Raw genomic sequence first — 24,221 nt, forward strand, 5'->3', positions numbered from 1 at the left:
TCTCAGGCACGCTGGAATGTCAGGCGGAAGCGCGCGCCCTCGGGGTCGTTGTCCTCGACCGTAATCTCGCCGCCGTAGGAGTCCATAATCTCCCTGACGAGATAGAGGCCGAACCCGGAGCCCGGGTCGTCGAACGTCTTCGCCTCGCGCCGGAAGATGTCCGCCTTCTGTTCGTCGGGGATGCCCGGGCCGTCGTCGGCCACCGACACCACCACCTCGTCGTCGGTGGCGGTCACGTCAACCCAGACAGTCGGGTCGGAGTGTGGGTTGTGCTGGGCCGCATTGACGAGGACGTTGTCGAGGACTTCGCTGAGCAGGTCGTCGGCCACTACGTCGACGGACGGAAGGTCGGCCACGTCGAACTCGGCTTCGGGGTGGCGGTCGCTCGCGTGCTCGACGCGCGTCTCGACGGCCTCCTGGATGTCGATGGGTCCGAGTTCCTGGTCGACGCCATCGTTCTCGCCGATGACCTTCGTAATCTTTCGAATCGTCTCGACGAAGTCTATCATCTCGCGGGTACGCCCGAGCGCGGTGTCGAGGTGGGTCGCCACTTCGAAGTCGACGCGGCCGTCGAGCATCTCCAGACGCGCCTCGACCACGTTGAGGCTGTTGAGCAGGTTGTGTCGGAGCAGGCGATTCATAAACTCCAGTCGGTTGCGCTCGCGCTGGAGTTCCCGGTCCCGCTCGACCGACGAGAAGGCGTAGGCGATGATGGAGCCGAGTCGCTGGAGGGCTTCGCGTTCTTCGTCGCTGAACGCCTCGCTTCGTGCCGAGTAGAGGTTCAGGGAGCCGCACATCTCACCGTCGTCAAGGAGCGGAATCGACGCCGCCGCGCGGTAGCCGTACTCGCGGGCGTGCTCGCGCCACTCCTCGTATCTCGGGTCGGTCTCCACGTCTGGGACGGCGTGCATCTCCCCGGTCGCGTGTGCACGGACGGCCGGTCCCTGCTCCCCGGGCGGGTCGTCCATCGAGAGCGTCACGTCGTCGAGATAGTCCTCGACGCCCGCTTCGGCGTCGACGACGACGTCGCCGTCCTCGACGGTGCCTATCCACGCGAACTCGTAGGAGTCCGAGTCCGCGAGGCGCTCACAGATTAGCTCTCGAATGTCCTCCTGTGTCGACAGACCGAACATCGACTCCGAGAGGCCATGCACGAGCGAGTCGATGTCGCTGATAGCCGACAGTCGCTCGTGCTGGCGGCGAAGTTCCTCCTGTCCCTGATGGCGGTCGATGGCCGCGCCGAGGATGTTCGCGACCGACTGGACGAAGCTGACCTCGTGCTGGGAGAACTCCCGGCGTGCCGTGTCGTGGGTTCCGAGGACGCCCCACGGGTCGCCGGTTGGACCGACGATGGTGCTGATACCGCTCCGCACGTCGTGGTCGGTCAGGAGGTCGGGGCCGCTGAATCGCGTCTCGGTCGTGAGGTCGTCGACGACGATTGGGTGAGTAGCGTCGAGAGTGTGCGCCGCCTGTGAGTCCCGGTCGACCGCCGAGACGGTCGCCTCGCCGACGATGCCCTCGTCCCAGCCGACGCCCTGCCGAAGCAGGAGTTCGTCGCCCGCATCCGTCAGTTCGAGCACCTTCGCGTAGTCGGTGTCGAGCGTCTCCGCGACCAGCCTCGCCGCCTCGTCCATCAGGTGGTCGATGTCCTGGGTCTCGAGCGCCTGCTTGCCGAGCTCCGTCACGACCTGCTGTTGCCGGATGCGGTCACGCAGTTCGCGCTCTCGCTCCTTCCGCTCTGAGATATCGCGGACGACGCCACAGCGCCCGGTACCCTGCGTGATAGAGAACGGCGTCACGCGGGCCTCGACCGAGAGGTGCTCGCCGCCTTTGGTATTGAGGTCGAACTCGATGGCGCCCTCTTCGCGTTCGCCGTCGAGCACTTCGGCGACGAGTTCCTCGGCCCGTTCGCCGATCCACTCGTCTCTGATGTGCGATGGCTTCTTCCCGAGGAGTTCCTCGCGGTCGTAGCCCGTCATCTCACAGAGCGCCTCGTTGACGACGATGAAGCGGTCGTCGTCGCTGATGGCGTAGACGCCGTCTTCGACCGTCTCGACGATGCGCTCGAACAGTTCGAGTTTCTGTTCGCGCGCCTGCTCTTCCGTGATGTCGCGAACGATGCCGACGCGTTCGCCCGTCGGCAGGAGCGAGAACGTCGCCTCGGCGACCAGCGTCCCCCCGTCTTTCCGGGTGAGCGTCGCCGTCATCGTCGCCGTCTCTCGCTCCGTCTCGACGAGTTCGTCGTAGAGCGCCGCCGCCCGTTGTACCGTCTCCTCGCTGACGACGGTCGACACCGACGCGTCGAGGAGTTCCGTCCGGTCGTAGCCGAGCATCTCGGCATACGCCTCGTTGACCATCGCGAACGTGCCGTCCTCGTCGACGACGTAGATGCCCTCGTGGACCGTCTCGACGATGGTCTCGTAGCGTTCGAGTTCGCGTTCGCGCTCGCGTCGCTCCGTCACGTCGCGGAAGTAGACGGACAGCCCCGTCTCGGAGGGGTAGGCCGTCACCTCGAACCAACTGTCTAGCGGCGGGTAGTACTCCTCGAACGACACCGACTCCTGGGTCTCCATCGCCCGTTCGTACTCGTACTGGAACGTGGTGTCGACGGCCGCCTCGAACTCGTCCCAGACGCTCTCGCCGACGACGCTCTGGTCGACGTCCAGCACCTCCTCCGCCCGGTCGTTCAAATACGTAAATCGCCACGCGTCGTCGAGTGCGAAGAAAGCGTCGTCGACGCGTTCGAACACTTCGTCTCTGCTGTCGTGAATTCCTGACATATTGCTGATACCCCCCGTCGCGGGCCACTGCATCGATGGCGCCGCACGACCCGTCTACGTCGTCCGATACGGGTCACTGCGCTATCGACTACCCTCCTTATTCCAGTCAGAGTGATAAAAATCACTCGTCGCGCTGCTGGCGTGTCGAGCACCGTCACTGCGTCTCGCGGGCAGTTCGAAAGGGGGGCCGCCGCGCCGAACCGGCGCGGCGAATAGGGGGGGTCGACGACGGGGGGCAGGCGTCCGCGGGGCGCCCGCACGAGTGCTGCGAGTGGAGTCCTCCCCACCCGCGTCTAGATTGATACTCGCCGACCTCTTGGTTCGCTGGCCTATCGTCTTCGGCGGGGACGCGGCGACCAGTCGCCACAGCCGCCAGTCGGCGCCTCTGATGGGCGGTTAGGGCAGGCTTTTTTGGTCGCTAGCATCGAGTTTCACGTAATGAACGGACCGGCAGGTATCCGGTCTCGACGACTTCTCGCTGGCGGGAGCATCAGCCTTCTCGGCTGTCTGTTGCTCGGTGTTCCACTGTTCGACATCTGGGACGACGCCACGAACCTCTCGTGGGGGATTCTGACCACGATTGCGGAGAACGCGCTCTTTCTCGCCCTCGCCGGAGGGTTGGTCGTCGGCGGGGTGTGGCTCGTCCGAAGCGACTGGGCGACCGACCACGTCACGAGGGTAGCGCGTCGGACCGTCCTCGCGACTGTCGCCTTCGGCGCCCTCATCGCGTGGGCCGCCGGACTCCAGTTGCAGGTGATGGGCGCGCTCAAGCCCTACGTCCTCGCGATGAACGGCGTCATCATCGGCGCCGTCACCTCCTTCGGCGTCAGCGTCGCCTCGACGCAGGCGACCGCGTACCGGTCGGCGGCGGACGAGGAACGCACCCAACGGGAGTCGCTCGAACTGCTCTATCGACTCGCCAACGACCTGGAGAGCGCGACGACACACGAGGATGTCTACGAGATAACCGACGCCAGACTCACCGACATCTTCGGCGCGACGCCCGTCCGGGTCGTCGTCGACGAGACGGTGGTCGTCGACACCGCCGAAGCGCCGCCCAGCGCCCAGCCAGCCGAGCGGGTTCCCATCGGCGAGCGCGGATGGATTGGACTCTGGGGCGACGACTTCGACGGCCACGACGTGGCCACCGCGGAGCTGTTCGGGACGCACCTCAACGAGGCGGTCCGGCGCATCGAGCGCGAGACGCGACTGCGCGAGGAGCGGGACATCCTCGAGTTCGTCAATCGGACGCTCCGGCACGACCTGCTGGGCGACCTCTCGCTCATCGAGGCGCGACTTCGGCTCATCGACCGCAACGTCGCCTTCGAGAACCCCACGCACGCCGACCACGTCGAGGTATCGCTGGACCGCGTCGACGACATGCACGAGTTCATCCGGACGATGCGGACGTACATGCAGGCGCTCCTCGCCGACGACCACACGCTCGAAGCGACGGCGCTCTGTCCCGTCATCGACGCCGAACTCGAAGACATCCGCGAGGAACACCCCGACGCGGTGGTCGAGCGCTCGTCGATTCCCGAGGTTGCCGTCCAAGCCGATGACTTGCTCGACCACGTGTTCGCCAACCTGTTCCGGAACGCCGTCGAACACAACGACGCCGAGACGCCCGAGGTCACCGTCGACGCCGAACTTGTCGACGGCGTGGTTCGGGTGACCGTCGCGGACAACGGCCCCGGAATCCAGCCGAGTCAGCGCGAGGACATCTTCGAACAGGGCGAACACGGCACGGAGAGTAGCGGGAGCGGCTTCGGCCTCTATCTCGTCAAGGACGCCGTCGAGAACTACGGCGGCGAGGTTCGGGTACGGGACAACGAGCCACGCGGCACCGTCTTCGAACTCGACCTGCCCGTCGCGACCAGTTAGTCGAACGCGGGCAGCACCGACGCCCCCATCTCGTCGACGAACCGCTCCATGTCCGGCGTCGAGACGAGCAGTTCCACCTCGTCGAAGCCCGCCGCCTCGTGGCGCGCGATCAGGTCCCGAACCTCGTCGAGGTCGGTCGTGACGAGGCCCCAGTCGCGCCAGCGTTCGCGCGGCAGGTCCCGCGCCCGGCGCTCGATTTCCCGCGGGTCGGACACGTCGTCGTCGAAGTCGATGGCGAGGGTCCCCGTCCAGAACTGCGCCGCGTCCAGCGCGGCGTCCTCGGTGTCGGCGTAGGCGACGGTGGCCTGCTTGATGCGGTCGATGTCGTCGGCGTCGCGGCCGGCGGCGTCGGCCCCCTCGCGGAGCGCCGGCACCAGCGTCTCTCGGTAGGTGTCGATATCGACGAGCGTCAGGAAGCCGTCGGCGTACCGCCCCGCCACCGTCGCCGTCTGCGGACCGTTGCCGGCGACGTACAGCGGCGGTCGCGGCTCCGGGCGCGTGTACAGTTTCGCGCCGTCGAGCGTCCAGTGGTGGCCGTCGTAGTCGTGGAAGCCGCCCTCCCAGAGGCGGTCGACGATTTCGCAGGCGTCGACGAGGCGCTTCCGGCGCTCCGGATACGACGGCCACTCGAAGCCGAGCGGTCGTTCGTTGAGCGCCTCGCCCGTCCCGAACGTGAGGTGGGTGCGACCGGGGTACATCGACTCCAGCGTGGCGACCCCCTGTGCGAGCAGTCCGGGGTGATACCGCGCGATGGGTGCCGTCACGCCCGTCCCCATCCGGACGCTCTCGGTGCGTTCGAGCGCCGCGCCGAGCCACGGCCACGCCGCGCCACACGAGGCGCCCGAGTGCCACCACGGGTGGAAGTGGTCGCTCGTCCAGACGGTGTCGAAGCCGACGGCGTCGGCGTGGGCCGCAAGCGCCGCCAGCCGACCCGGTGCGTACTGCTCGTGTGGCGCGAACAAGCCGACGTTCATACGGGTCCTCGGAGCGCCACCCCCTTCGACCTGACTCCTAATCACCGGTGTCGATTTCAGGCCGGCGGCGGATGCCCCGGTATGGTCGACGTGGCGCGAGCGGTCGAGCGCATGGAGTCGTTTCTCGCCGAGCAACTGGCCGACGCCGGCGCCGAGGGCTACGTCGTCGGCGTCAGCGGCGGCCTCGACTCCGCCGTCGCGACGACGCTCGCGGCGCGGGCCGTCGGCCCGGAGTCAGTGACGGGACTCGTCATGCCGGGCCGCCCGAATAGCGAGGCGAACATGGCCGATGCGCGGGCGCTCTGCCGTGACCTCGGCGTCGCGTTCGAGGACGTGTCCATCCAGCCAATCGTCGACGCCACCGAGGCACAACTCCCCTTCGAGCCAGCGACGCCCACGCTCGGGAACGTCCGGGCGCGGACGCGCATGGTGCTCGAATACGCGGTGGCCAACGAACACGACCAGCTGGTGCTCGGCGCGGGCAATCGCTCGGAGCGCTTGCTCGGCTACGTCACGAAGTACGGCGACGACGCCGTGGACGTCCAGCCGATGAAAGACCTGTACAAGTCGGACGTTCCCCAAGTCGCCCGGCACGTCGGCGTCGACGAGCGCTTCGTCGAGAAGACGCCGACGGCGGCGCTCTGGGAGGGACAGACCGACGAGTCGGAACTCGGCGCGGAGTACGAGACGATAGACACGGTGTTGCGCCGGGTCGTCGACGCTGACCAATCACCGGCACAGGTCGCGCGAGCCACGGGAATCGACCGGGAGATAGTCGACCGCCTCGTCGACCGGTGGCAGTCGTCGGCGCACAAACGCACCCAGCCACCCGGTCCGAGCCTCCGCGAGTAGTTACTGGACTTCGGACAGCGTCTCGACGAGGTCGTCGCTATCGACGGGTTTCGTCAGATACGCGGCCGCGTCGCTGTCGTCCAAGTGGTCGTCGGGTTCGAAGGCGCTGAGGACGACGACCGGTCCCTCGAAGGGCGTGTCGTCGAGGCGGTCGATGACCTCCGGGCCGGAGAGGTCGGGCATTCGGCGGTCGAGCACCATCGCGTCGACGCTGTCGTCGAGTTTCGAGAGCGCCTCGGAACCGCTCGACGCCGTTCGCGTCTGCCACGGGCTATCCGCCAGCCACAGCGTCAGCGTCTCGCGAAACGCGTCGTCGTCGTCGGCGACGAGGACGGTGTCCGTCTGCGACGAGTGTCGGTCCGCGGACGTGTCGGTGGGTGTTTGGTTCGGGGACATCGGTGGTGTCTCGCGTGTCGTGGACGCGAGCCCGCGGCGATGCGCGGTGGGGGGACCTCGCAACGTCACTCGACGGTCGTCGAGTGAGGTGCAGCCACTTACGACGAGTCGTTCAGACCAACGATTCGTGCGGGCATAAGTGTTGTCAGCCATTCGACTTCGCCACCCGTTCGCCCGCTCTCGACGGCCAATCACCGCCGATTATCGCACGAAGTGATAATTAGGTAGCACTATTATACTCTCCCGGAGGGAGGACTCAGAAGATGTACGAGTCGATACTCGTTCCCGTCGACGGAAGTGAGCCGAGTGACGCCGCTGTCGAACACGCCTGTAGCATCGCGGGCGGTGACGACGCCACGGTTCACTTGGTACACGCCGTGGAACACCCGGACCGGGGCATGATGGGCGGTCGCGTCCCCGAAACCATCATCGACGAACTCTGGCAGGAAGGCGAAGACGTCGTCGAGGCGGCCGCGGAGACGGTGCGGGACGCCGGTCTCCACGCCGAAACTGTCGTCGTCGAGGGGTCGGCGCCCGAGGAAATCGGCGACTACGCCGAGACACACGACGTCGACCTCGTCGTCATGGGGACCCACGGTCGGAGCGGACTGGAGCGATATCTGCTCGGGAGTACGACCGAACGGACGATTCGGACGGTCCACCGCCCCATGCTGACGGTCGAATCGCCGCCGTAGTCTCGGTGAAATCGTTCTTTTCGCGGTGTGTACGGCCGATAGGCAACGACTTTTTGCGTCGGCGCGACCCGTTCTCGGCCATGTTCGAGGACCGAGCCGAGGCCGGCGAGCGACTCGCGGCGACGCTCGCGGACCGCGACATCGGGGCCGACCTCGTCCTCGCGATTCCGCGGGGCGGACTCCCGGTCGCTCGCCCCGTGGCGGACCGACTCGACGCACCGCTGGACATCGTCGCCGCGAAGAAGCTGGGGATGCCGGGCAACGCCGAGTTCGCCATCGGCGCCGCCGCCAGCGACGGTAGCGTGTGGCTCAACGACGATATCATCGACCGACACGATATCGACGAGTCGTATCTCGACCAAGAACGAACGCGGGCCGCCGAGACGGCCCGGGAGAAAATCGACCGCTATCGCGGTGCCCGCGACCCGCCCGAGATGGCCGGCAAGACGGTGGTCGTCGTCGACGACGGCGTGGCGACGGGGGCGACGGCCCGCGCCTGCCTCCGACAGGTCCGGAACGCCGGTGCGGAACGGGTCGTGCTCGCGGTACCGCTCGGCCCGCCCGACTCCCTGCGTGACCTCGAATCGGCGGCCGACGCTGTCGTCGCCGTCGCGGAACCCCAACCGTTCAACGCCGTCGGCGCCCACTACCGCACCTTCGGGCAGGTGACCGACGAAGAGGCGATGGCGTATCTCGGGTGGGTAGCTGAGTGACGCTATGTAGGCTCCCCTCTTATCTGGTCGCCCACACGTTGGTATGGTATGCGTCAACGCATGCAACTGACCGGCGATTCGGTTGGACGGTGTCATGACACGACCGACGGTCGACTGCGCACGCGTCGCGTCGGGGAGGTGGCGTGACGATGCCGACCTGCCAGAACTGCGAATCGTTCGTCACGGCACAGTACGCGAAAGTCTTCACGCCGCCGAGCGAGGCGGCGCCGCGCGTCTGCCCGCACTGCCCGGACAAGCTCCGCGACGGCGCGTCGGTCCGCGAGGCACGGTCGACTCGCAATGGGTAGCGACGCTCGCCCGTCGGGGCTGTAATTAGGCTCCCGTTTTAATGTCGTCCGGCTGTCGTGATAGGATGCGGGTTGCGGAGTCGGCGCCCCCTTCGTGACCGGCACGACGTGCGACAATCCAGCGATTTCAGAGCGACCCTGCCCCGGCCGCTCTACTCCCCACACCCCTGCCGCGTTTTTCCGTCGCCGATGTCGTGAGGCGCAACCAATATCCTATTGACGCTGCTTCCCGGACGGTACCCCATGTCTCTCTCCGTCCGTCAGCGACGCGCCGGCTTCTGGGCGCTGCTTGCGACCGGGTTCCTGTTCGTCAACTTCCACCGGACGGCGACGGCGGTGCTCGCCGATTCGCTCGCTCGAACCTTCGACGCCACCGGCTCGGAGTTGGGCCTCCTCCACGCGTCGTTTTTCTACATCTACGCCCCGCTCCAACTCCCGGCGGGACTGGTGGTCGACCGCTACGGTTCGCGCCGAGTGGGCGCCGTCGGCCTCGTCGTATTGAGCGTGGGCGTGGCGTGGTTCGCCCGGAGCGAGACGCTCGTGGCCGCCTTCCTCTCGCGCGCCGTCGTCGGCTTCGGCGGGAGCGTCCTCTACATCGCCACGCTGCGTTTCTGTGCCAACTGGTTCCGGCCCGACGAGTACGCGACGATGACGGGCTACACCGTCTCCGCGGCGGGCATGGGCGGCATCCTCGCGACGACGCCGCTGGCCATCGCCATCGAGCACGTCGGGTGGCGATTCGCGATTCTCGTCACCGGCGCGACCACCGCCGTCCTCGCCGTCGCCGTCGCCGGCATAGTCCGTGACAGCCCGGAACAGGACGCCGACATCGTCCCCTCGAACGGCGGTGGCGGCCCGGCGTCGCTCTCGGACATCGTCGCCAACACCCGCTCCGTCCTCGTGGAGGTCGAAACGTGGCTGATGGGGCTCTTGCTCTTTATCGTCCTCGGCGTCAACTTCACCGTCCTCGGCCTGTGGGGTGTCCCCTTCGTCGCCGACACCTACGGCGTCTCGGTCGCTCAGGCGTCGACGTACGTCCTCCTCGGCAACGTCGGGTTCGTCCTCGGCTCGCCAGCCTTCGGGACGCTCTCCGACCGGACCGGCCGACGGACCGAACTCGTCGTCGCCACCGCCGTCCTGTTTACGCTCGCGTACGCCACGCTCACCCTCGTGCCGCCGCTCCCCGTCGTGGGACTGGCGCTGTTCTGCGCGCTCATCGCCAACGGCGGCGTCGCACTCGTGTTCACCATCGGCAAGGAGCGCCACGCGCCCGCCGTCGCCGGCACCATCACCGGCGTCATCAACAGCCTCGGCTACTTCGGCGCCGCCATCCTACCGACGGTCATGGGCGCCGTCCTCGACGCCTACTGGACGGGCGATGTCATCAACGGCGCTCGGGTCTACACCGTCACCGGCTACCGCGTCGCGTTCGGCATCGCCACCGTGGCTGCGGTGGTCGCCATCGTCGCTGCGCTGTGGCTGCACCGCCGCGAAATGAGCGAGCGAGCCGAGTCAGGACTCGCCGCCGGCGACTGACCGGTTGCAGTACCAGCGAATCCCAGCGAGCGCGAGGCCGGCGACGACGAGCGCCCCCCCGCCGACGCGCGTCGTCACCGTGAGCAGCCACGCGCCGGCGTTGAAGCCATCACTCCCTCGCTCGGTGCGCAGACCGTACACCTCGCCGTCGTAGCGTATCGGGTAGAGTCCCTCGCCGACGGCGACGTGGTCGCTGGTATAGTCGAAATCGGGTGCGGTCGCGGATTCGTTCTCGACGACGTACGGTGACTCCGTGCGGGCGTGGTCGAACACCGTCTGCCCGCGTGCCGAGAGGTTCTCGTAGTCGCGCACGTCGCTATCCGTGTATTCGAGGCCGAACGACAGCGTGCCGTCCTCGGCGGGGGCGACGTGGTGAGCGTACGCCGTGTCGGGGGCGCCGGCACTCGGGGCGAAGGAGACGAGGAGGAGTACGACGCCGACGCCGATTAGCATCGCCTGGAGGGAGGGGCGGTCGACCATAGTGGGACGTGCACACTCTCCGCCATGTGTCTTCCGCCGCGTTGCTGTGCGCCGACAGCGTGGTCGCTGCTCGGGCGCCGCGGACCCGGGGTTTTTCGACCCTCCCCGTCGGTGTGTGGGTATGCGACACGTCGGGTCGGTTGCGCTCGCTCTCGCCGTGGCTCTCTACGCCGGGGGACGCCTCGTGCGCCGATACGGGTTCGGCGAGGCGCTGTTCGGCACCTCGCTCGCCCCCGCGGCGCTGTTGGTGGTGTCTCTGGTCGCCGTCGTGCTGGCGGCGTACGGCAGTTATCGACTGGTCGTGGGCTTTCTCGTCTCGCACACCGCGAGCAAGCGCCGCCGGCACGACGTGCGGAACGTCCTCCGTCTCGCCTTCGGTGCGCTGGGGCTGATAGCCTGCTTCGGCGTCGTCACTCGCGCGTGGGTGAGCGTCCTGCTCTCGTTCGGCGTCGTCGGCTTCGCCATCACCTTCGCCCTACAGGGTGCGCTCGCGTCGCTCATCGGCTGGTTCTACATCGTCGTCAAGCGACCCTACGCCGTCGGGGACCGCATCGCCATCGAGGACACCCGCGGCGACGTGGCCTCCATCGACCTCTTCGTGACGGAGGTGTGGGAGATAGACGGCGAACTCGTCTCGACCAACCAGCCCTCGGGCCGCATCGTCACCGTCCCCAACAGCGTCGTGCTCACCTCCCACGTCGTCAACTTCTACGGCGAGGGTGTCCCCTACGTCTGGAACGAACTCTCCGTGCAGGTGGCCTACGAAACCGACATCGAGTTCGCCACCGGCGTGATGGTCGAGGTGGCCGAGGACTACCTCGGCGACGAGATGGCCGCGGGCATCGACGCCTACCGCGAGCGACTCGAAGAGACGCCGGTCGAACTCGACGTGAACGAGGGACCGACGGTCAACGTCGTCCAGCAGGAGTCGTGGGTGGAACTTCGCCTGCGCTATCTCGTCCACCCGCGGCGCGGGACGCGGACGCGGAACGCGCTCTACCGCGCCATCCTCGACCGGTTCAACGACTCCCCCGACCGCGTGGCGTTCCCCGTCAGTCGGAGCCGCTAGCTGGCGTGGGACTCCGCCGTCTCGCCGCCCTCCGCGTCGCTCACGTACCCGACGTACACCTGCCCGAGGAAGACGAGGGTGAAGGCGGCGTTGAGGTAGGTCGTGTAGCCGCCCGGCGCGGTGCCGCCCACCTCGCCGCTGGCCGGAATGAGGCCCAATCCCGACCAGAGGTAGTGGATGGCGACGCCGGCGACGACGGCGGTGACGAAGATGCTGACGAAGAGCGTGAGTGCCATCCGAAGCCCGTAGTACCGGCGGTAGGCGTCGTCGATGGTCGGGACGATGAGGTCCGCGAAGATGAAGCTCATGACGCCGCCGAAGGCGATGCCGTTCGACCAGAGGATGACGGCGAAGGGGACGTTCCCCACCGAGCAGACGAAGGTCACGACGCCGACGACGACGCCGATGACGGCGCTCGCGACCACCCAACCCAGCGTCCCCTCGGCACCGACGCCGAACAGCGTCGTCCACCACGCCCGGGGGACGAAGGCGCCGATGAGTCCAGCAATGAGGAAGCCAGCGACGATATCCGTCCAGAGCATCCCCCACTCCCCGAGGGCGTTCTTCGAGGCGAGACGCCACCCGTCCCGGGTCAGCAAGCGGTCGCGCCACGTCGCGTCCGACTGTTGCTGTGACTCGACGTACGCCGACTTACACGACGCCGAGCAGAAGTACTCGGTGCCGCCGTCGGTGTCGAGCGTCACCACGTCGTCAGCGGTGGGGTCTACCTCCATCCCACAGGAGGGGTCGCGCACCCCCTCCGACGACCGGAGGTGCTCGCGGGCCGTCTCGAACCACGCCTCGGGGACGACGTACTTGAAAATCCCAGCGAGGAGGCCGATGAGGAGCAACCCCGCGACGTAGTCCGCGACGACGAACTGCCAGCCGAGCAGAATCCACATCACGAGTCCGAGTTCGATGACGAGGTTGGTGGAGGCGAACTGGAAGGCCGCGAGGGCGGCGACGGGCGACGCGCCCTTCTTGAACAGCGACTTCGTCGTCGCGACGGCGCCGAACGAACACGAGGAGGACGCGGCACCGAAGGCGGTTCCGAGGCCGAGCGCTCGCCACCCGTCCCCGCCCAGCACCGCGGACATGCGCTCCTCGCTCACGAACGTCTCCACCGCGCCCGCGATGGTGAACCCGAGGACGAGCGCCCACCACGTCTCCCAGCCCATCTCGCCCGCGAGACGCAGTCCCTCGACCAGCGTCTCGGTGACGGTCACGCGACCCACCTCCACGCGGTGCGGTGTCTCGAAGCCATGGCTTGTGACTACGGCTTGACGGTTCAACTCGATTGTGGTTCGGAACCCGACGTATCAGCACGACCGAAGTTCGGAGTCGAAAGCATCGTCCATCACGAACTTGGCGTTTCGAACCCACAACCCCATCGCCGATTCTCAATCGCGTGGAATCGGCACGGGTGTACATGGCGTCGGAGTCCATCGGTCTACCTGTGAGGTGTCTACGATGGCCTACGACGTTTCCAACCCGTTGGCAGGGGAGTTAGACCTCGGGCGTGCCGGCCCGGCCGCGCCAGTCTGGATTGCAGTCCTCCGCGTCGTCGTCGGGTGGTGGTTCCTCCACGCCGGCCTGACGAAACTGCTGACAGCGGGACTGCAGTTCGCCGACGGCCCGGCGTACCTTCGGGGCATGGGGGACACCGCCCTCGGACCGCTCGCGGTGTGGATGGGGACGGCGATTCCGGGCGTCATCGAGATCGCCGTGCCACTCGCGGAGACGCTCATCGGACTCGCGCTGATAGTCGGCGCCCTTGTCCGACTGGCGGCCGCCGGCGGCGCCGTCTTCATGGCGTTCTTCTGGGTCGGCAACGCCGACTTCGGCCACGGCCTGGTCAACGGCGACCTGATGGGGTTGCTGCTGTTCGGCACCCTCGTCGTCTTCGGCGCCGGCCGGTACTACGGGCTGGACGAACTGCTCGAACGACTGGCACTGGTCGAGAACCACCCGCGGTTGCGGTACCTGCTCGGCTAACGAGGTGACACCGATATGACCGACACACTCGACACAGTTGCGATGGCGGTAAGTAGCACGCTCGTACTGACGGGGGTCGTCGTCCTCGGTGCGCTCGAAATCGCGAACGGGACGCCCTACGGCGCCGCGCCGGTCACGAACGAGGCGGGCGAAGTGGTCGCCCAGCCGGGCGTCGACCCGGTGATTCGTACTGGCCTCGTGCTCGCCGGCCTGGCCATCCTCGGCCTGTGGGGGGCGTACCGTGCGCTCGTCCCGGCGGCCGGCGCCGACTCGCCAGCGGACGTGGGCCCGGCGACGCAGTAGCGACCTCCCGAAGGACTATACGCCGGGCGCCCCCGGTGGGTGGGTATGCACTACGACCCCCAGCGGCTGGCGCCGCTCGTTCGGTCGCTCCGACGCGGCGACCGTCGCCCCGTCACGCTCGTCGACGACCTCTGTGACCGACTCGACGCGACGGAGGCCGACGTCGACGCACTCCGTTCCGAACCCGGACGCCGCGAGCGACTGCGCCGCGAGGCGACAGCCCTCGCCGCCCGCGAGGCCGACCCCGCCAGCCGGCCGCCGCTGTTCGGCGTCCCCGTCGCCATCAAGGACATCATCCACGTCGACGGCCACACGACCGAAGCCGGGTCGTCGGTACCGCCGTCGGCGATAACCGGCCCGGAGGCGACGGTCGTCAGCCGACTCCGCGAGGCCGGGGCACTCCACCTCGGGAAGGCCCGCACGACGGAGTTTGCCTACTTCGACCCGCCGGCGACGTGCAACCCGTGTGACCTCGACCACACGCCCGGTGGCTCCTCCAGCGGGTCGGCGGCCGCCGTCGCCGCCGGCAGCGTGCCCCTCGCCATCGGGAGCCAGACCATCGGCTCGGTCGTCCGCCCGGCGGCGTTCTGTGGCATCGTCGGCTTCAAGCCGAGTTACGGGCGCATCCCACTCGACGGCGTGATTCCGTTCGCCCCCTCGGTCGACCATCTCGGAACCTTCACCGCCGACGTTGCGGGGGCGGCCCACGCCGCCAGCGTGCTCTGTGACGGCTGGTCGCCCGTCGACCCCGGCGAGCAACCGGTGCTCGGCGTCGTCGAGGGCGCGTATCTGGAACAGGCGACCGAGGCGGGGCGGGCAGGCATCGACGCCGCCGCGGCCGCCCTCGACGACGCGGGCTACGACGTTCGCCGCGTCGACGTGTTCGACGATATCGAGGCCATCAACGAGAGCCATCAGGCGCTTTCGGCCGCCGAATTCGCCCTCACCCACGCCGAGTGGCACACGGAGTACGGCGACCGCTACGCGCCGGAGACGGTCGAGTTGATCGAGGAGGGGCGGCAGGTCGGCGTGGACGAACTCTCCGACGCCCGGGCCGCACGATTCGACGTACGCCGTCGCATCGGGGAGGTCGTCGCGTCGAGCGACGTGGACCTCTTGCTCTCGCCCGGCGCGCCGGGCCCGGCGCCCTCGGGCATCGACGACACTGGCGACCCTATCATGAATCTGCCGTGGACCAACGCGGGCGTGCCGGCACTCACCGTCCCCGCCGGAGAGGTCGACGGCCTCCCGCTTGGCCTACAGGTGGTCGCGCCGTTCGGCGCCGACGAGTCGCTCTTGGCGTGGGGAGCGGGTATCGAAACGGCCGTCGCCGACGTGGGGTCGGTGTCGTAACTACTCGGTCGGCGTCTGCGTGGCGGACGACTGAGTGCCCGTTCCGGACTGCGATTGGGCCTGGTCGAACACCGAGGCGGGGAACATGCCGCTCACTTCTTCGAACGAGAGCGTCTCTATCAGCGCTGCCGGGTCGCCCGAGACGCGCAGGGCGCCAACGTCTTCGACGGCGTCGTTGACGCTCACGGAGACGTTGCCGGTCCGATTCCGGAAGCTGCCGACCGCCTCGCGCGTGAGTTCCATCCGCCGCTGACTGAATCGCTGCTGGGCCTCCATCCGGCTGAGTTCGCCGGACTGCACCTGCGACTGGATGTCGGACTGGAGTTCCTGCAGCGACTCCTGACTGGGCTGGATGCCGAGCGTGACCGTCGCTGGCTCCGCGTTTCCGCCCTCGTGATTGCCCAGCGAACTACACCCGGCCATCGAAGCGGCCGCCCCGACACCGGCGAACTGAAGGAACGAACGTCGACTCGTGTCGTCGAACATGATGGCCCTCCTTGGGACACGGCGAGTATAAGCCCTCGGCTCTCCGCCCATCCCAGGCGCCGCTGCGGTGTCGCACGCGTGCCAGTGTCACTCGCCGACGGCAAACGCCAGCAGGTCCGCGGTAGTGAAGTCGTCGCCGGCGCCCGAACACGGCGTCGGAAGCGTCGGCGTCCACGTCGGCTGCACCGTCAGGAACGACCGCGGATCGGATTCGATCAGGCCCACGATGACTTCGGCCACGATGCGGCTCCCGACCACCCCGAGGTGCTCGCCGTTCGCCTGCTCGCTGGCCTCTGCGAGCACGTAGTACCAGAGCGGCATCTCGGTGTCGCTGGGCTGACCGTATTCGTCCAGCACCGCGTCGAATCCGAGTTCGGCGTTCGACAGCGGGTCGAGTCCCATCGCTCGGGCGACGGCCTGCCCCGACGGGAGGCCGAGTCGCCGCCCCCGGACGAGATTCCGAGAGGCGAGCGAGCGACGCCACGGTTCGTCGGCGGTCATGAAGGGAAGGTCGAGCAAGTCTGGCGAGAGGAGTGGGTCGATCTTCCGAGCGCGCTGAGCGTCCGTCGCCTCCCCCATCTCGAACAGGTGCGGCCAGTCGACGGCACTGGATTCGGGGGTGGGCTGGAACCCCGGACTTAGTGCGTCGGGACCGTGGCCGAACAGTTTCCCCTCGCGCCCGTCGTTGACGCGGTAGCGCGACCGCACTTGGCTGTGTCCGAAGCGGTACGCCGCGCCCGCGAACTCCAGTGGCATGTACGACTGGTCCTCGCGGCCGACCGTGTAGTACCGGCGCTCGTCTCGCACCGCGTCGACGACGTCCTCGTCACAGATGGCGGGGAGGAACTCCTCGAGGACGAGCCACTGGTAGTGCCACCGCGCGAACTGCTGGGCACGCTCGAAGTGGTTGTCGGTGTCCTCGGGAAGCCACTCGAAGATGGCGTTGTGGAAGTTCAACATCGCGTACTGGAACTGTGAGAGGAGCAGATTCTCGTCGTTCCGCGGGTCGCCGACGAGTGCCGTCCCCTCTCGATTTCGGGGGAGGTCCGGACGGTCGGCCGCGAGCAAGAATCGGTCCCGCGTCCCGCCGGCGAACGGCGATTCGTAGAGGAACCGACTCACCTCCGGCCCGCTCCCGTAGACGGAATCGAGGTCGAGTCGCGGCGTTCGGAAGTTCCGAATCGCGTCCGGGTCCGCCTGTCGGCTGAGACTCGACAGTGGATCGAGCGTGATGTCGTGGTCGATGAACTGGCCGAAAAAGACGAAGCCGGCCGGTAGCTCGGCGTTGTCGACGGTGCGGTCGGCGCTCCTTTCGTCGAGTGCTTCACCCGGCAGTCCCAGCTCCCGCAGGAACGCCACGTCGTGGTTCGCCGCATCGAGGTACGGGAAGAGTCGACCGAACCGTCCCTGCCCCGGATGTGACGGTGCCCGTGGCGTGTTCGTCATGCCTCGCTGTCCCCCGACGCCGTGGTGCATCTCTGCCATCGACGACATCACTTCGTCCATCGTCGGCATCTCCGCGTCGGCACGGGCGACGGTCACCTCCACGTCGCCGCCGTTCGCCTCGATTGAACGGTCGACCAGTCGCTTGCCGTCGTCGAACACGTACAGTCGGAGGTCCGGTTCCCCCTCGAACGGGCCGTCGATGTCGTCGGCGTCCACGGACAGTTCGAACCGCCCGTCGAGTCCCGCGGTGACGACACCGAGTGGATCGTCGACCCCCAAGTCGACGTCCACGACGAGGACGTTCACGCCCCCCGCCGGCCGCCCCGTCGGCTCACGCACCACCCCCGAAACAGTATATTCGGATGACATTTCCGATTGACAACTTGTGGTCCTACCTAATAAACGTACGCGAGCGCCTGCACCTCGTGAATTCGGGCTTCGACGTCGTCCTCGGCGCTTGCTCGTGGCACGACGACGGGAGGCAGTCCCAGAACTATCGACCACGACCGACGTGGTTAGTTTCGCCATTGAAGAGGGCTCGGAGTCGAGAGCTAGTATGGGCGCGCACCAGACGCAGTGGTCTCCAACGTTACTCGACCGGTCGTGGACCGGGGTTTCGCTACTCGGCTTCCTGCTCTTGCTGGTGCCACTCTACGATATCTGGGACGACACGGCCAACCTCTCGTGGGACATCGCCACCTCGCTGCTGGAAAACTCCGTGCTCATTGTCCTCTCTCTGGGCCTCGTCTACGGCGGACTGTGGCTCTCGCAACGGGACTGGGAACCGGAGTACAAGTGGACGGTCACGAAGTGGAACCTCGGCGTCGCGCTGGGTATCGGCGCGCTCTACGTGCTCGTCATCTCGCTCCAGCTGTGGGCGATGCACGAACTCAAGCCGTGGATACTGGCCCTCGACGGCGTCCTCTTCGGGTCGGTAACCGCCTTCGGCGTCGGCACCTACAACGCCGCCCAACAGAAGGCGCGGGACGACTTGGAACGGAGTCGCGAGGAGTACCGAACCCTCACCGACGACGCCCTCGACAGCGCGGAAGTCGCTACGGTCGTCTCGGACGCGGAGCACAGTATCGTCTGGACGAGCGAGGCGACGGCGACGTACTTCGGCCTCGACCGTGACTCCATCGCGGACCGCGACGCGCGAACCATCGCCGAAGAGGACTTCGCCGACGCCGTCGAAGACCCCGAGACGTTTCGCGCTCGCGTCCTCGATGCCCTCGACCGCAACGCGGGCGTCGAGGAGTTCGAGTGTCACGTCCTCGCGACCCTCGACCGTGCGGAGCGTTGGCTCAAACACTGGAGCAAGCCAATCGATAGCGGTCTCTACGAGGGGGGGCGGGTCGAACACTACACGGACATCACGCCCGTCAAGCGACGGGAACGCGAACTCGACCGCCGCGAGGCGAGTCTGCGCGAGATGTGCGACATCATCTCCGACGCCTCGCGCTCGTATCACGAGCAGATCGAGGGCCTCCTCGACGTGGGTCGCGACCTGTTCGACGCCGACTACGGGTCGTTCGCTCGCGTCGACTCCGACGCCGGCACGTACGAAGTCGAGACGCTCCGCGCGGAGCAGGCCGACCTCGAAACGGGCGACGTCGTTCCGCTCGCGGAGACACACTGCGAGCGGATGCTCCAGCAGGCGAAGACGCTCCAGTTCGGGACGCGCCCCTTCGACGTCGACGAGAAGGCGTACGGGACGGACCGCGGGTTCGAGACGTACGTCGGGACACCCGTCTACGTCGACGGCGAGATATACGGGTCGCTCTGCTTCCTCAATCGCGACGCGGCGACGGCCTTCGACGACTGGGAACTGACGATGGTCGAACTGATGAGCAACTGGATGGGGTACGAACTCGAACAGGAACACCGGCGCGAGGAGCGACGCAAGCGCCTCCACGACCAGGCGTCGAAGTTCGAGGACATCGTCGAGACGGTCGACAACTACGCCATCTTCACGCTCGACGCCGACGGACACGTCACCTCGTGGAACGACGGCGCGAGACAGATTAAGGGCTACACCCACGACGAAATCGTCGGCGAGCACTTCCAGACGTTCTACCCCGACGCCGACGTGGCGGACGGCCTGCCGTCACGACTGCTCGCGGAAGCGCGGGAGACGGGACAGGCCCGCCACGAGGGGTGGCGGGTTCGCCGGGACGGCGACCGGTTCTGGGCCGACGTGACTATCGCCGCCCGCCACGACGACGACGGCGAGCACATCGGCTACACGAAAATCGTCGAGGACCTGACCGAGCAACGAGAGCGCGAACGCGCCCTCCAGCGCCAGCGCGAACGCCTTGAGTTCATGAACCGCATCATCCGCCACAACATCCTGAACGGCCTGAACCTCATCAACGCCCGCACCGAACTGCTCGAATCGCGGTTCGCGGACGATGCCGACGCCCAGACGCATCTCGACACCATCAGCACGCGGGTCGACGACCTCTCCGACCTCATCGACACCATGCGGTCGTTCATGAACGCCATCCTCGACGCCGAGGACCACGACACGGAAGCGCTCGCGGTTCGGCCGGAACTCGAAGCGAAGATAGCGCTCGCTCGCCAGTCGTACGACGCCGAGTTCGACGTGCACGACCTGCCCGACGAGAGCGAGGCGGTCCTCGCCGACACGCTCCTCGGCGAGGTGTTCGAGAACGTCATTTCGAACGCCGTCGTCCACAACGATGCCGAGACGCCCCGCGTCGGAATCTGGACGTCGACGACGACCCGCGAGGTGCCTGTCGGCGCCGAGAGCGGTGAGCCAGTCGTGAACCGCCCCGTTCGGCAACTCGACGAGGAGACGGCTGTCGAGGAGCGGTCGGCGCTGGTCGTCCACGTCGCCGACAACGGTCCGGGCATCCCCGACGACCAGAAAGCGGCCGTCCTCGAGAAGGGCGTCTCCGAACTGAAAGCGCCCGGCAACGGCTTCGGCCTGTATCTCGTCAAGGAGATGATGGACACCTACGGCGGCGCGGTCGACATCCGCGACGCCGACGGCGACTGCGGGACGGTGTTCGATCTGATATTCTTGCAGCCACCGACCGACGAATCGGCGCGTTAGGCTCGCTATTTATCCGTCTCACTTTCGTCGAAAGATCAATGATGGGACACAGTTCTGCCGACGCGGATTCGGCGGCGTCGGCTCCCCGCCGCGTCGGCGGCGCGTCCGACGACCGCACCGCGACCGAACGCGACGGAGTCGTCTTGGTCGCGGACGACGACGAAGCCTTCGCGGAGACGGTCGCCCTCTATCTCGAATCCGACTGGGACGTGGTTCTCGCGCACGACGGCGACGAGGCCGTCGAGGCGTTCGGCCCGCACGTCGACGTGGTGTTGCTCGACCGCCGCATGCCGACCGTCTCTGGCGACGAGGCGCTGTCCGAGCTGCGCGAACAGGACGGCGAGGCCCGCATCGCGATGATGACGGCCGTCGACCCGGACCTCGACATCGTCGACATGGACTTCGACATGTACCTCACGAAGCCAGTCGACCGCGACGAACTCGTCGGCGCCGTCGAGGACCTCTCGACGCGTGCCACCTACGCCCGCGAGTTGCAGGCGCTGTTCAGTCTCGGGTCGAAACTCGCCGCCCTCCACTCGCGTCACGCCGCGGACGAACTCGAAGCCGACGAGCGATACCAGCGCCTCCAAGACGAGTTCTCGCGGCTCCACGAGGCGTCGCACGACGAGTTGGAGTCACTCGACCCCGCGGAGTTCGAGGAGTTGCTCCAGCTCGTCGACGAGGCGCAGTGAGCGACGGGAGCTCGCGGACGGAAACCGGTGCGTTAAACTCGGGTGATGGCGAACTGGCAGACCGCGTGCGAGGGTAGCCAAGCCTGGAAACGGCGGCGGACTCAAGATCCGCTCCTGTAGAGGTCCATGCGTTCAAATCGCATCCCTCGCATTGCCCGGCTCACACCGGAAAATGCGGAAGACCGCTCTCGGAGCGCTCTTCCCTCGCAAAACTCTCTGTCGCTACCGTCCACAGCGACGGCTGACCCGAAGCGCGGACGTTAAACGGCCACGCCGGCAATACGGGGTAATGAGTCAGGACGTGTCCTCCGACGGCGACCTCCGGAATACGGGGATGTCGCTCAAACACGACCGGGAGTGGGACTACGAACTCGACCGCATCGTCGAGGCGGTCGAAGAGCGGAACGCGACGAAGGTCGGCCTCCAGTTCCCGGAGGGGCTGAAACGGCGCGGGCCCGCAGTCGCCGACGACCTGCGGGCGCGGACCGACGACGACGTGACGTACATGCTCTCCGGCCAGCCCTGTTACGGCGCCTGTGACCTCGACACCTATCTGATGCGCCGGACGGACGTGTTCGTCCACTTCGGCCACTCGCCGATGAAGGAGTCGGACAAGATCATCTACGTCCCGCTGTTCTCGAACGTCGACCCCTTCCCGATGATGGAAGACGCCCTCGACGAACTCCCCGAGGAAGACGTGGGCCTCGTCACCACCGCCCAGCACATGAATCTCTTCGACGAGATGCGCGAGTGGTTGGAAGACGAGGGCTACACCGTCCACACGCGGCGGGGCGACGACCGCCTCACCCACGAGGGACAGGTGCTCGGCTGTAACTACGCCTCTGCGGACATCGACGCGGACCAAGTGCTCTACGTCGGCGGCGGGAAGTTCCACCCGCTCGGACTGGCGATGGAGCATCCGGACAAGAAAGTCGTCATCGCGGACCCCGTCAACAACGTCGTCACCGTCGCTGACACGGACAAGTTCATGAAGCAGCGCTACGGCGCGGTCCACCGGGCGATGGACGCCGAGAAGTGGGGCGTCATCTTCTGTACGAAGATCGGACAAGGGCGCTGGGACATGGCCGAACAGATAGTTGCGGACAACGACGACGCCTACCTCATCACGATGGACGAGGTGACGCCGGACCGCCTGCGCAACTTCGACATGGACGCTTTCGTCAACACCGGCTGTCCGCGCATCACGACCGACGACGGCCCGCAGTTCCACAAGCCGATGCTGACGCCCGGCGAGTACCGCATCGCCGTCGGCGACGAACCCCTCGATTCGCTCTCGTTCGACACGTTCCACGGCACGTGGTGAAATCCCTGACTATCTGACATTTTTCTGCCCATCGGTTCTGTTACCGGCAAGATATATATCGGAGACCGACACACTGTACGCACGGGTAGGGGGATGAACGCCGAGATGCTGTACGTGGGGGGGGTATTGCTAGCGAGCGGCTTCGTTATTGCCGTGTCCGCGTGGGTGTGGTCCAAAGATCTCGACATATCCGGGCAGCTGTTCGTCCTGACTGTCGCGATTCACCCACTGGTCGGCGTGTTCGTCGCCGCGGAACTGCTCGCGCCGACGCGAGAACTCGCGGTGTTGATGTACACCATCCACACCGGGCTGGGGTCGGCGATCCCTGTCGCATTCGCGCTGTTCGCGATATCTTTCGCAACCAACCGCCGCGTGGTCTCACGGCGCCTGTTGGCGTCGGCAGCCGTCTACGTCGCCGTCGTGTTCGGCCTGGAAGTGACCAATCCCATTCACGGCGTCGCGCGAACCGGCTACGAAGTCGTTGGGACGACGATTCCGCACCTGTCGGGCGCGCCGACCTCGTTCTTTACCGTGCTCACGATGCCGGTGTTCATCGGCTACTACGCGGCCATCGGCATCCTCGGCTATCGCTTCCTCGCGCGCCGTGAGGGCCGATGGACGCAGACGGTCGTCCTCTTTGTCGGCTTCATTCCGCCGTTCGCCGTCACGGCGCTGTGGCTCGGCGGCGTCCTCGTCGGCCCGCTGAACGGCGCGTTCGTCATCGGGTCGGGGTGGATGGCGTCGTTCGCTGGCTGGGCCGTCCTCCGCCACCAGTTGTTCGACGTGGTGCCGCTCGCACGCGAGGCGGCGTTCGACGCGCTCGACGAGCGAGTCATCGTCGTCGACGACGAGCACCGACTCCTCGATTACAACGAAACCGCGGCGACGACGTTCCCCGAACTGGTCAGCGGGCGGGGCGAGTCGCTCGAATCGGTGCTGCCGACGCTCGTCGCCGACGCGGAGACACGGCCCGACGGCGGGACGGCGACCGACGACCACCCGTTCGTCTCGACGTTCACCCGCGACGACGACGGGACGCCGCGCGAGTACACGCTCACCGTGTCGACGCTCCAGGCCGGCGGCGCGGTCCGTGGCTACGTCCTCCTGATTCGGGACATCACTGACCGCCAGCGTCACGTCCGTGACCTCGAACAGCAGACGGCCCAGCTCGAACGCTTCGCGAGCACGCTCTCGCACGACCTCCGGAATCCGCTCAACGTCGCCTACGGTCGAATCGAGCTCGCGCGCATGGGGGGTGAGGAGTCGGACCTGGAGACGGCGCTCGACGCCCTCGACCGGGCCGAGCGAATCATCGAAGACCTCCTCACGCTCGCCCGCGAAGGGCGGACCATCGACGACCGGCAGCGCGTCTCGCTGGTCGATGTCGCCGAGAGCGCGTGGCGTACCACGGACACGGGCGACGCCACGCTCACGCTCGACATCGCGCCCACCATCGCGGTGTACGCGGACCGCACGCGACTCCAGAACGTGTTCGAGAACCTGTTTCGGAATAGCGTTGAACATGGTTCGACGGACTCCTCGGCGTCTCTTACCGTGACCCTCGGCCGACACGACGACGGGTTCTACGTCGAGGACGATGGCGTGGGCATCCCGCCGGAACACCGTGAGCACGTCTTCGACGACGAGTACACGACGGGTGGCGGGACGGGACTGGGACTGACCATCGTCGACGCCATCGCGCAGGCCCACGGCTGGACGACCGGCATCGAAACCGGTCGCGACGGCGGCACGCGCATCGTCTTTGGCGATGTGACACTCGCCGACGACGCGGCCGACGACGAGCACCGATCGGTCGCGCGCGTCGAGGCCTCGTCGGTGGACGCCGACCCCTGACG

General features: G+C 67.1%; 21 protein-coding genes and 1 tRNA gene. 15 read left to right on the forward strand and 7 right to left on the reverse strand.

Going from position 1 to position 24,221, the window contains the following annotated elements:
• Positions 1 to 2: 2 nt before the first annotated feature.
• Positions 3 to 2,780 carry a PAS domain S-box protein gene (locus tag BLU18_RS00525; protein ID WP_176791147.1) on the reverse strand — a complete coding sequence of 926 codons (2,778 nt, stop codon included), beginning with the start codon at positions 2,778 to 2,780 and terminating at the stop codon, positions 3 to 5.
• Positions 2,781 to 3,218: 438 nt separating this feature from the next.
• Between BLU18_RS00525 and BLU18_RS00530 the strand changes: the two genes are divergently transcribed.
• Positions 3,219 to 4,664: a sensor histidine kinase gene (locus tag BLU18_RS00530; protein ID WP_092629850.1), complete on the forward strand. Its 1,446-nt coding sequence runs from the start codon at positions 3,219 to 3,221 to the stop codon at positions 4,662 to 4,664.
• On the opposite strand, the gene BLU18_RS00535 is transcribed toward BLU18_RS00530, so the two are convergent.
• The gene (locus BLU18_RS00535) at positions 4,661 to 5,638 is read right to left on the reverse strand and encodes a TIGR03557 family F420-dependent LLM class oxidoreductase (RefSeq protein WP_092629853.1); all 978 of its coding nucleotides are present in this window, start codon (positions 5,636 to 5,638) and stop codon (positions 4,661 to 4,663) included. The genes BLU18_RS00530 and BLU18_RS00535 overlap by 4 nt on opposite strands.
• Positions 5,639 to 5,719: 81 nt before the next feature.
• Between BLU18_RS00535 and BLU18_RS00540 the strand changes: the two genes are divergently transcribed.
• Entirely contained in the window at positions 5,720 to 6,490 is a 771-nt protein-coding gene (locus BLU18_RS00540) for an NAD+ synthase (RefSeq protein ID WP_092629856.1), read from the forward strand.
• Here the strand turns inward: BLU18_RS00540 and BLU18_RS00545 are convergent, their stop codons facing one another.
• A complete protein-coding gene (locus tag BLU18_RS00545) occupies positions 6,491 to 6,886 on the reverse strand; it encodes a response regulator (protein ID WP_176791148.1) in 396 nt (131 codons plus the stop codon).
• 263 nt (positions 6,887 to 7,149) lie between these two features.
• Between BLU18_RS00545 and BLU18_RS00550 the strand changes: the two genes are divergently transcribed.
• From BLU18_RS00550 to BLU18_RS00560, 4 genes are all read left to right on the forward strand, one after another.
• Positions 7,150 to 7,581: a universal stress protein gene (locus tag BLU18_RS00550; RefSeq protein WP_092629862.1), complete on the forward strand. Its 432-nt coding sequence runs from the start codon at positions 7,150 to 7,152 to the stop codon at positions 7,579 to 7,581.
• Positions 7,582 to 7,661: 80 nt separating this feature from the next.
• Positions 7,662 to 8,294 carry a phosphoribosyltransferase gene (locus BLU18_RS00555; RefSeq protein ID WP_092629865.1) on the forward strand — a complete coding sequence of 211 codons (633 nt, stop codon included), beginning with the start codon at positions 7,662 to 7,664 and terminating at the stop codon, positions 8,292 to 8,294.
• A gap of 149 nt (positions 8,295 to 8,443) precedes the next feature.
• Positions 8,444 to 8,602: a DUF7563 family protein gene (locus BLU18_RS14685; RefSeq protein WP_176791149.1), complete on the forward strand. Its 159-nt coding sequence runs from the start codon at positions 8,444 to 8,446 to the stop codon at positions 8,600 to 8,602.
• Positions 8,603 to 8,845: 243 nt separating this feature from the next.
• A complete protein-coding gene (locus tag BLU18_RS00560; protein WP_092629868.1) occupies positions 8,846 to 10,138 on the forward strand; it encodes an MFS transporter in 1,293 nt (430 codons plus the stop codon).
• Here BLU18_RS00560 and BLU18_RS00565 read toward each other — a convergent pair.
• Positions 10,115 to 10,618, reverse strand: a complete 504-nt coding sequence (locus BLU18_RS00565) for a DUF7979 domain-containing protein (RefSeq protein ID WP_092629871.1) — start codon at positions 10,616 to 10,618, stop codon at positions 10,115 to 10,117. The genes BLU18_RS00560 and BLU18_RS00565 overlap by 24 nt on opposite strands.
• A gap of 121 nt (positions 10,619 to 10,739) precedes the next feature.
• Between BLU18_RS00565 and BLU18_RS00570 the strand changes: the two genes are divergently transcribed.
• Positions 10,740 to 11,687 carry a mechanosensitive ion channel family protein gene (locus tag BLU18_RS00570; RefSeq protein WP_092629874.1) on the forward strand — a complete coding sequence of 316 codons (948 nt, stop codon included), beginning with the start codon at positions 10,740 to 10,742 and terminating at the stop codon, positions 11,685 to 11,687.
• Here the strand turns inward: BLU18_RS00570 and BLU18_RS00575 are convergent.
• A complete protein-coding gene (locus BLU18_RS00575) occupies positions 11,684 to 12,913 on the reverse strand; it encodes a permease (protein WP_092633534.1) in 1,230 nt (409 codons plus the stop codon). The genes BLU18_RS00570 and BLU18_RS00575 overlap by 4 nt on opposite strands.
• Positions 12,914 to 13,157: 244 nt before the next feature.
• Between BLU18_RS00575 and BLU18_RS00580 the strand changes: the two genes are divergently transcribed.
• Genes BLU18_RS00580 through BLU18_RS00590 form a run of 3 tightly spaced genes read left to right on the forward strand, consistent with a single transcriptional unit; the run spans position 13,158 to position 15,338 of the window.
• Positions 13,158 to 13,682, forward strand: a complete 525-nt coding sequence (locus BLU18_RS00580) for a DoxX family protein (protein WP_092629877.1) — start codon at positions 13,158 to 13,160, stop codon at positions 13,680 to 13,682.
• Between the two features lie 15 nt (positions 13,683 to 13,697).
• Entirely contained in the window at positions 13,698 to 13,985 is a 288-nt protein-coding gene (locus tag BLU18_RS00585; RefSeq protein ID WP_092629880.1) for a hypothetical protein, read from the forward strand.
• 45 nt (positions 13,986 to 14,030) lie between these two features.
• Entirely contained in the window at positions 14,031 to 15,338 is a 1,308-nt protein-coding gene (locus BLU18_RS00590) for an amidase (protein WP_092629883.1), read from the forward strand.
• On the opposite strand, the gene BLU18_RS00595 is transcribed toward BLU18_RS00590, so the two are convergent.
• Both BLU18_RS00595 and BLU18_RS00600 read right to left on the reverse strand, forming a co-directional pair.
• Entirely contained in the window at positions 15,339 to 15,824 is a 486-nt protein-coding gene (locus BLU18_RS00595) for a twin-arginine translocation signal domain-containing protein (protein ID WP_092629886.1), read from the reverse strand.
• 87 nt (positions 15,825 to 15,911) lie between these two features.
• A complete protein-coding gene (locus tag BLU18_RS00600) occupies positions 15,912 to 17,639 on the reverse strand; it encodes a peroxidase family protein (RefSeq protein ID WP_143025204.1) in 1,728 nt (575 codons plus the stop codon).
• Positions 17,640 to 17,826: 187 nt separating this feature from the next.
• Here BLU18_RS00600 and BLU18_RS00605 point away from each other — a divergent pair, with 187 nt between their 5' ends.
• The 5 genes from BLU18_RS00605 (at position 17,827) to BLU18_RS00625 (ending at position 24,219) form a co-directional block, all read left to right on the forward strand.
• A complete protein-coding gene (locus BLU18_RS00605) occupies positions 17,827 to 20,349 on the forward strand; it encodes a PAS domain S-box protein (protein ID WP_092629892.1) in 2,523 nt (840 codons plus the stop codon).
• A 38-nt stretch (positions 20,350 to 20,387) separates the two neighbouring features.
• Complete coding sequence (locus BLU18_RS00610) at positions 20,388 to 21,041, forward strand: response regulator (RefSeq protein ID WP_092629895.1); 654 nt, start codon at positions 20,388 to 20,390, stop codon at positions 21,039 to 21,041.
• Positions 21,042 to 21,108: 67 nt separating this feature from the next.
• A tRNA-Leu gene (locus BLU18_RS00615) sits at positions 21,109 to 21,192 on the forward strand.
• A gap of 138 nt (positions 21,193 to 21,330) precedes the next feature.
• A complete protein-coding gene (gene dph2 / locus BLU18_RS00620) occupies positions 21,331 to 22,365 on the forward strand; it encodes a diphthamide biosynthesis enzyme Dph2 (protein ID WP_092629898.1) in 1,035 nt (344 codons plus the stop codon).
• A gap of 105 nt (positions 22,366 to 22,470) precedes the next feature.
• Entirely contained in the window at positions 22,471 to 24,219 is a 1,749-nt protein-coding gene (locus BLU18_RS00625) for a sensor histidine kinase (protein WP_281241032.1), read from the forward strand.
• The last annotated feature ends 2 nt before the right edge of the window (positions 24,220 to 24,221 follow it).

Source organism: Haloplanus vescus, assembly GCF_900107665.1.
Classification (GTDB): Archaea; Halobacteriota; Halobacteria; order Halobacteriales; family Haloferacaceae; genus Haloplanus; species Haloplanus vescus.

Excerpts from the sequence above, each read along its gene's own strand:
- BLU18_RS00525 (WP_176791147.1), bottom strand. The coding sequence starts at position 2,780 with ATGTCAGGAATTCACGACAGCAGAGACGAAGTGTTCGAACGCGTCGAC.
- BLU18_RS00530 (WP_092629850.1), top strand. The coding sequence starts at position 3,219 with ATGAACGGACCGGCAGGTATCCGGTCTCGACGACTTCTCGCTGGCGGG.
- BLU18_RS00535 (WP_092629853.1), bottom strand. The coding sequence starts at position 5,638 with ATGAACGTCGGCTTGTTCGCGCCACACGAGCAGTACGCACCGGGTCGG.
- BLU18_RS00540 (WP_092629856.1), top strand. The coding sequence starts at position 5,720 with ATGGTCGACGTGGCGCGAGCGGTCGAGCGCATGGAGTCGTTTCTCGCC.
- BLU18_RS00545 (WP_176791148.1), bottom strand. The coding sequence starts at position 6,886 with ATGTCCCCGAACCAAACACCCACCGACACGTCCGCGGACCGACACTCG.
- BLU18_RS00550 (WP_092629862.1), top strand. The coding sequence starts at position 7,150 with ATGTACGAGTCGATACTCGTTCCCGTCGACGGAAGTGAGCCGAGTGAC.
- BLU18_RS00555 (WP_092629865.1), top strand. The coding sequence starts at position 7,662 with ATGTTCGAGGACCGAGCCGAGGCCGGCGAGCGACTCGCGGCGACGCTC.
- BLU18_RS14685 (WP_176791149.1), top strand. The coding sequence starts at position 8,444 with ATGCCGACCTGCCAGAACTGCGAATCGTTCGTCACGGCACAGTACGCG.
- BLU18_RS00560 (WP_092629868.1), top strand. The coding sequence starts at position 8,846 with ATGTCTCTCTCCGTCCGTCAGCGACGCGCCGGCTTCTGGGCGCTGCTT.
- BLU18_RS00565 (WP_092629871.1), bottom strand. The coding sequence starts at position 10,618 with ATGGTCGACCGCCCCTCCCTCCAGGCGATGCTAATCGGCGTCGGCGTC.
- BLU18_RS00570 (WP_092629874.1), top strand. The coding sequence starts at position 10,740 with ATGCGACACGTCGGGTCGGTTGCGCTCGCTCTCGCCGTGGCTCTCTAC.
- BLU18_RS00580 (WP_092629877.1), top strand. The coding sequence starts at position 13,158 with ATGGCCTACGACGTTTCCAACCCGTTGGCAGGGGAGTTAGACCTCGGG.
- BLU18_RS00585 (WP_092629880.1), top strand. The coding sequence starts at position 13,698 with ATGACCGACACACTCGACACAGTTGCGATGGCGGTAAGTAGCACGCTC.
- BLU18_RS00590 (WP_092629883.1), top strand. The coding sequence starts at position 14,031 with ATGCACTACGACCCCCAGCGGCTGGCGCCGCTCGTTCGGTCGCTCCGA.
- BLU18_RS00595 (WP_092629886.1), bottom strand. The coding sequence starts at position 15,824 with ATGTTCGACGACACGAGTCGACGTTCGTTCCTTCAGTTCGCCGGTGTC.
- BLU18_RS00600 (WP_143025204.1), bottom strand. The coding sequence starts at position 17,639 with ATGTCATCCGAATATACTGTTTCGGGGGTGGTGCGTGAGCCGACGGGG.
- BLU18_RS00605 (WP_092629892.1), top strand. The coding sequence starts at position 17,827 with ATGGGCGCGCACCAGACGCAGTGGTCTCCAACGTTACTCGACCGGTCG.
- BLU18_RS00610 (WP_092629895.1), top strand. The coding sequence starts at position 20,388 with ATGATGGGACACAGTTCTGCCGACGCGGATTCGGCGGCGTCGGCTCCC.
- dph2 (WP_092629898.1), top strand. The coding sequence starts at position 21,331 with ATGAGTCAGGACGTGTCCTCCGACGGCGACCTCCGGAATACGGGGATG.
- BLU18_RS00625 (WP_281241032.1), top strand. The coding sequence starts at position 22,471 with ATGCTGTACGTGGGGGGGGTATTGCTAGCGAGCGGCTTCGTTATTGCC.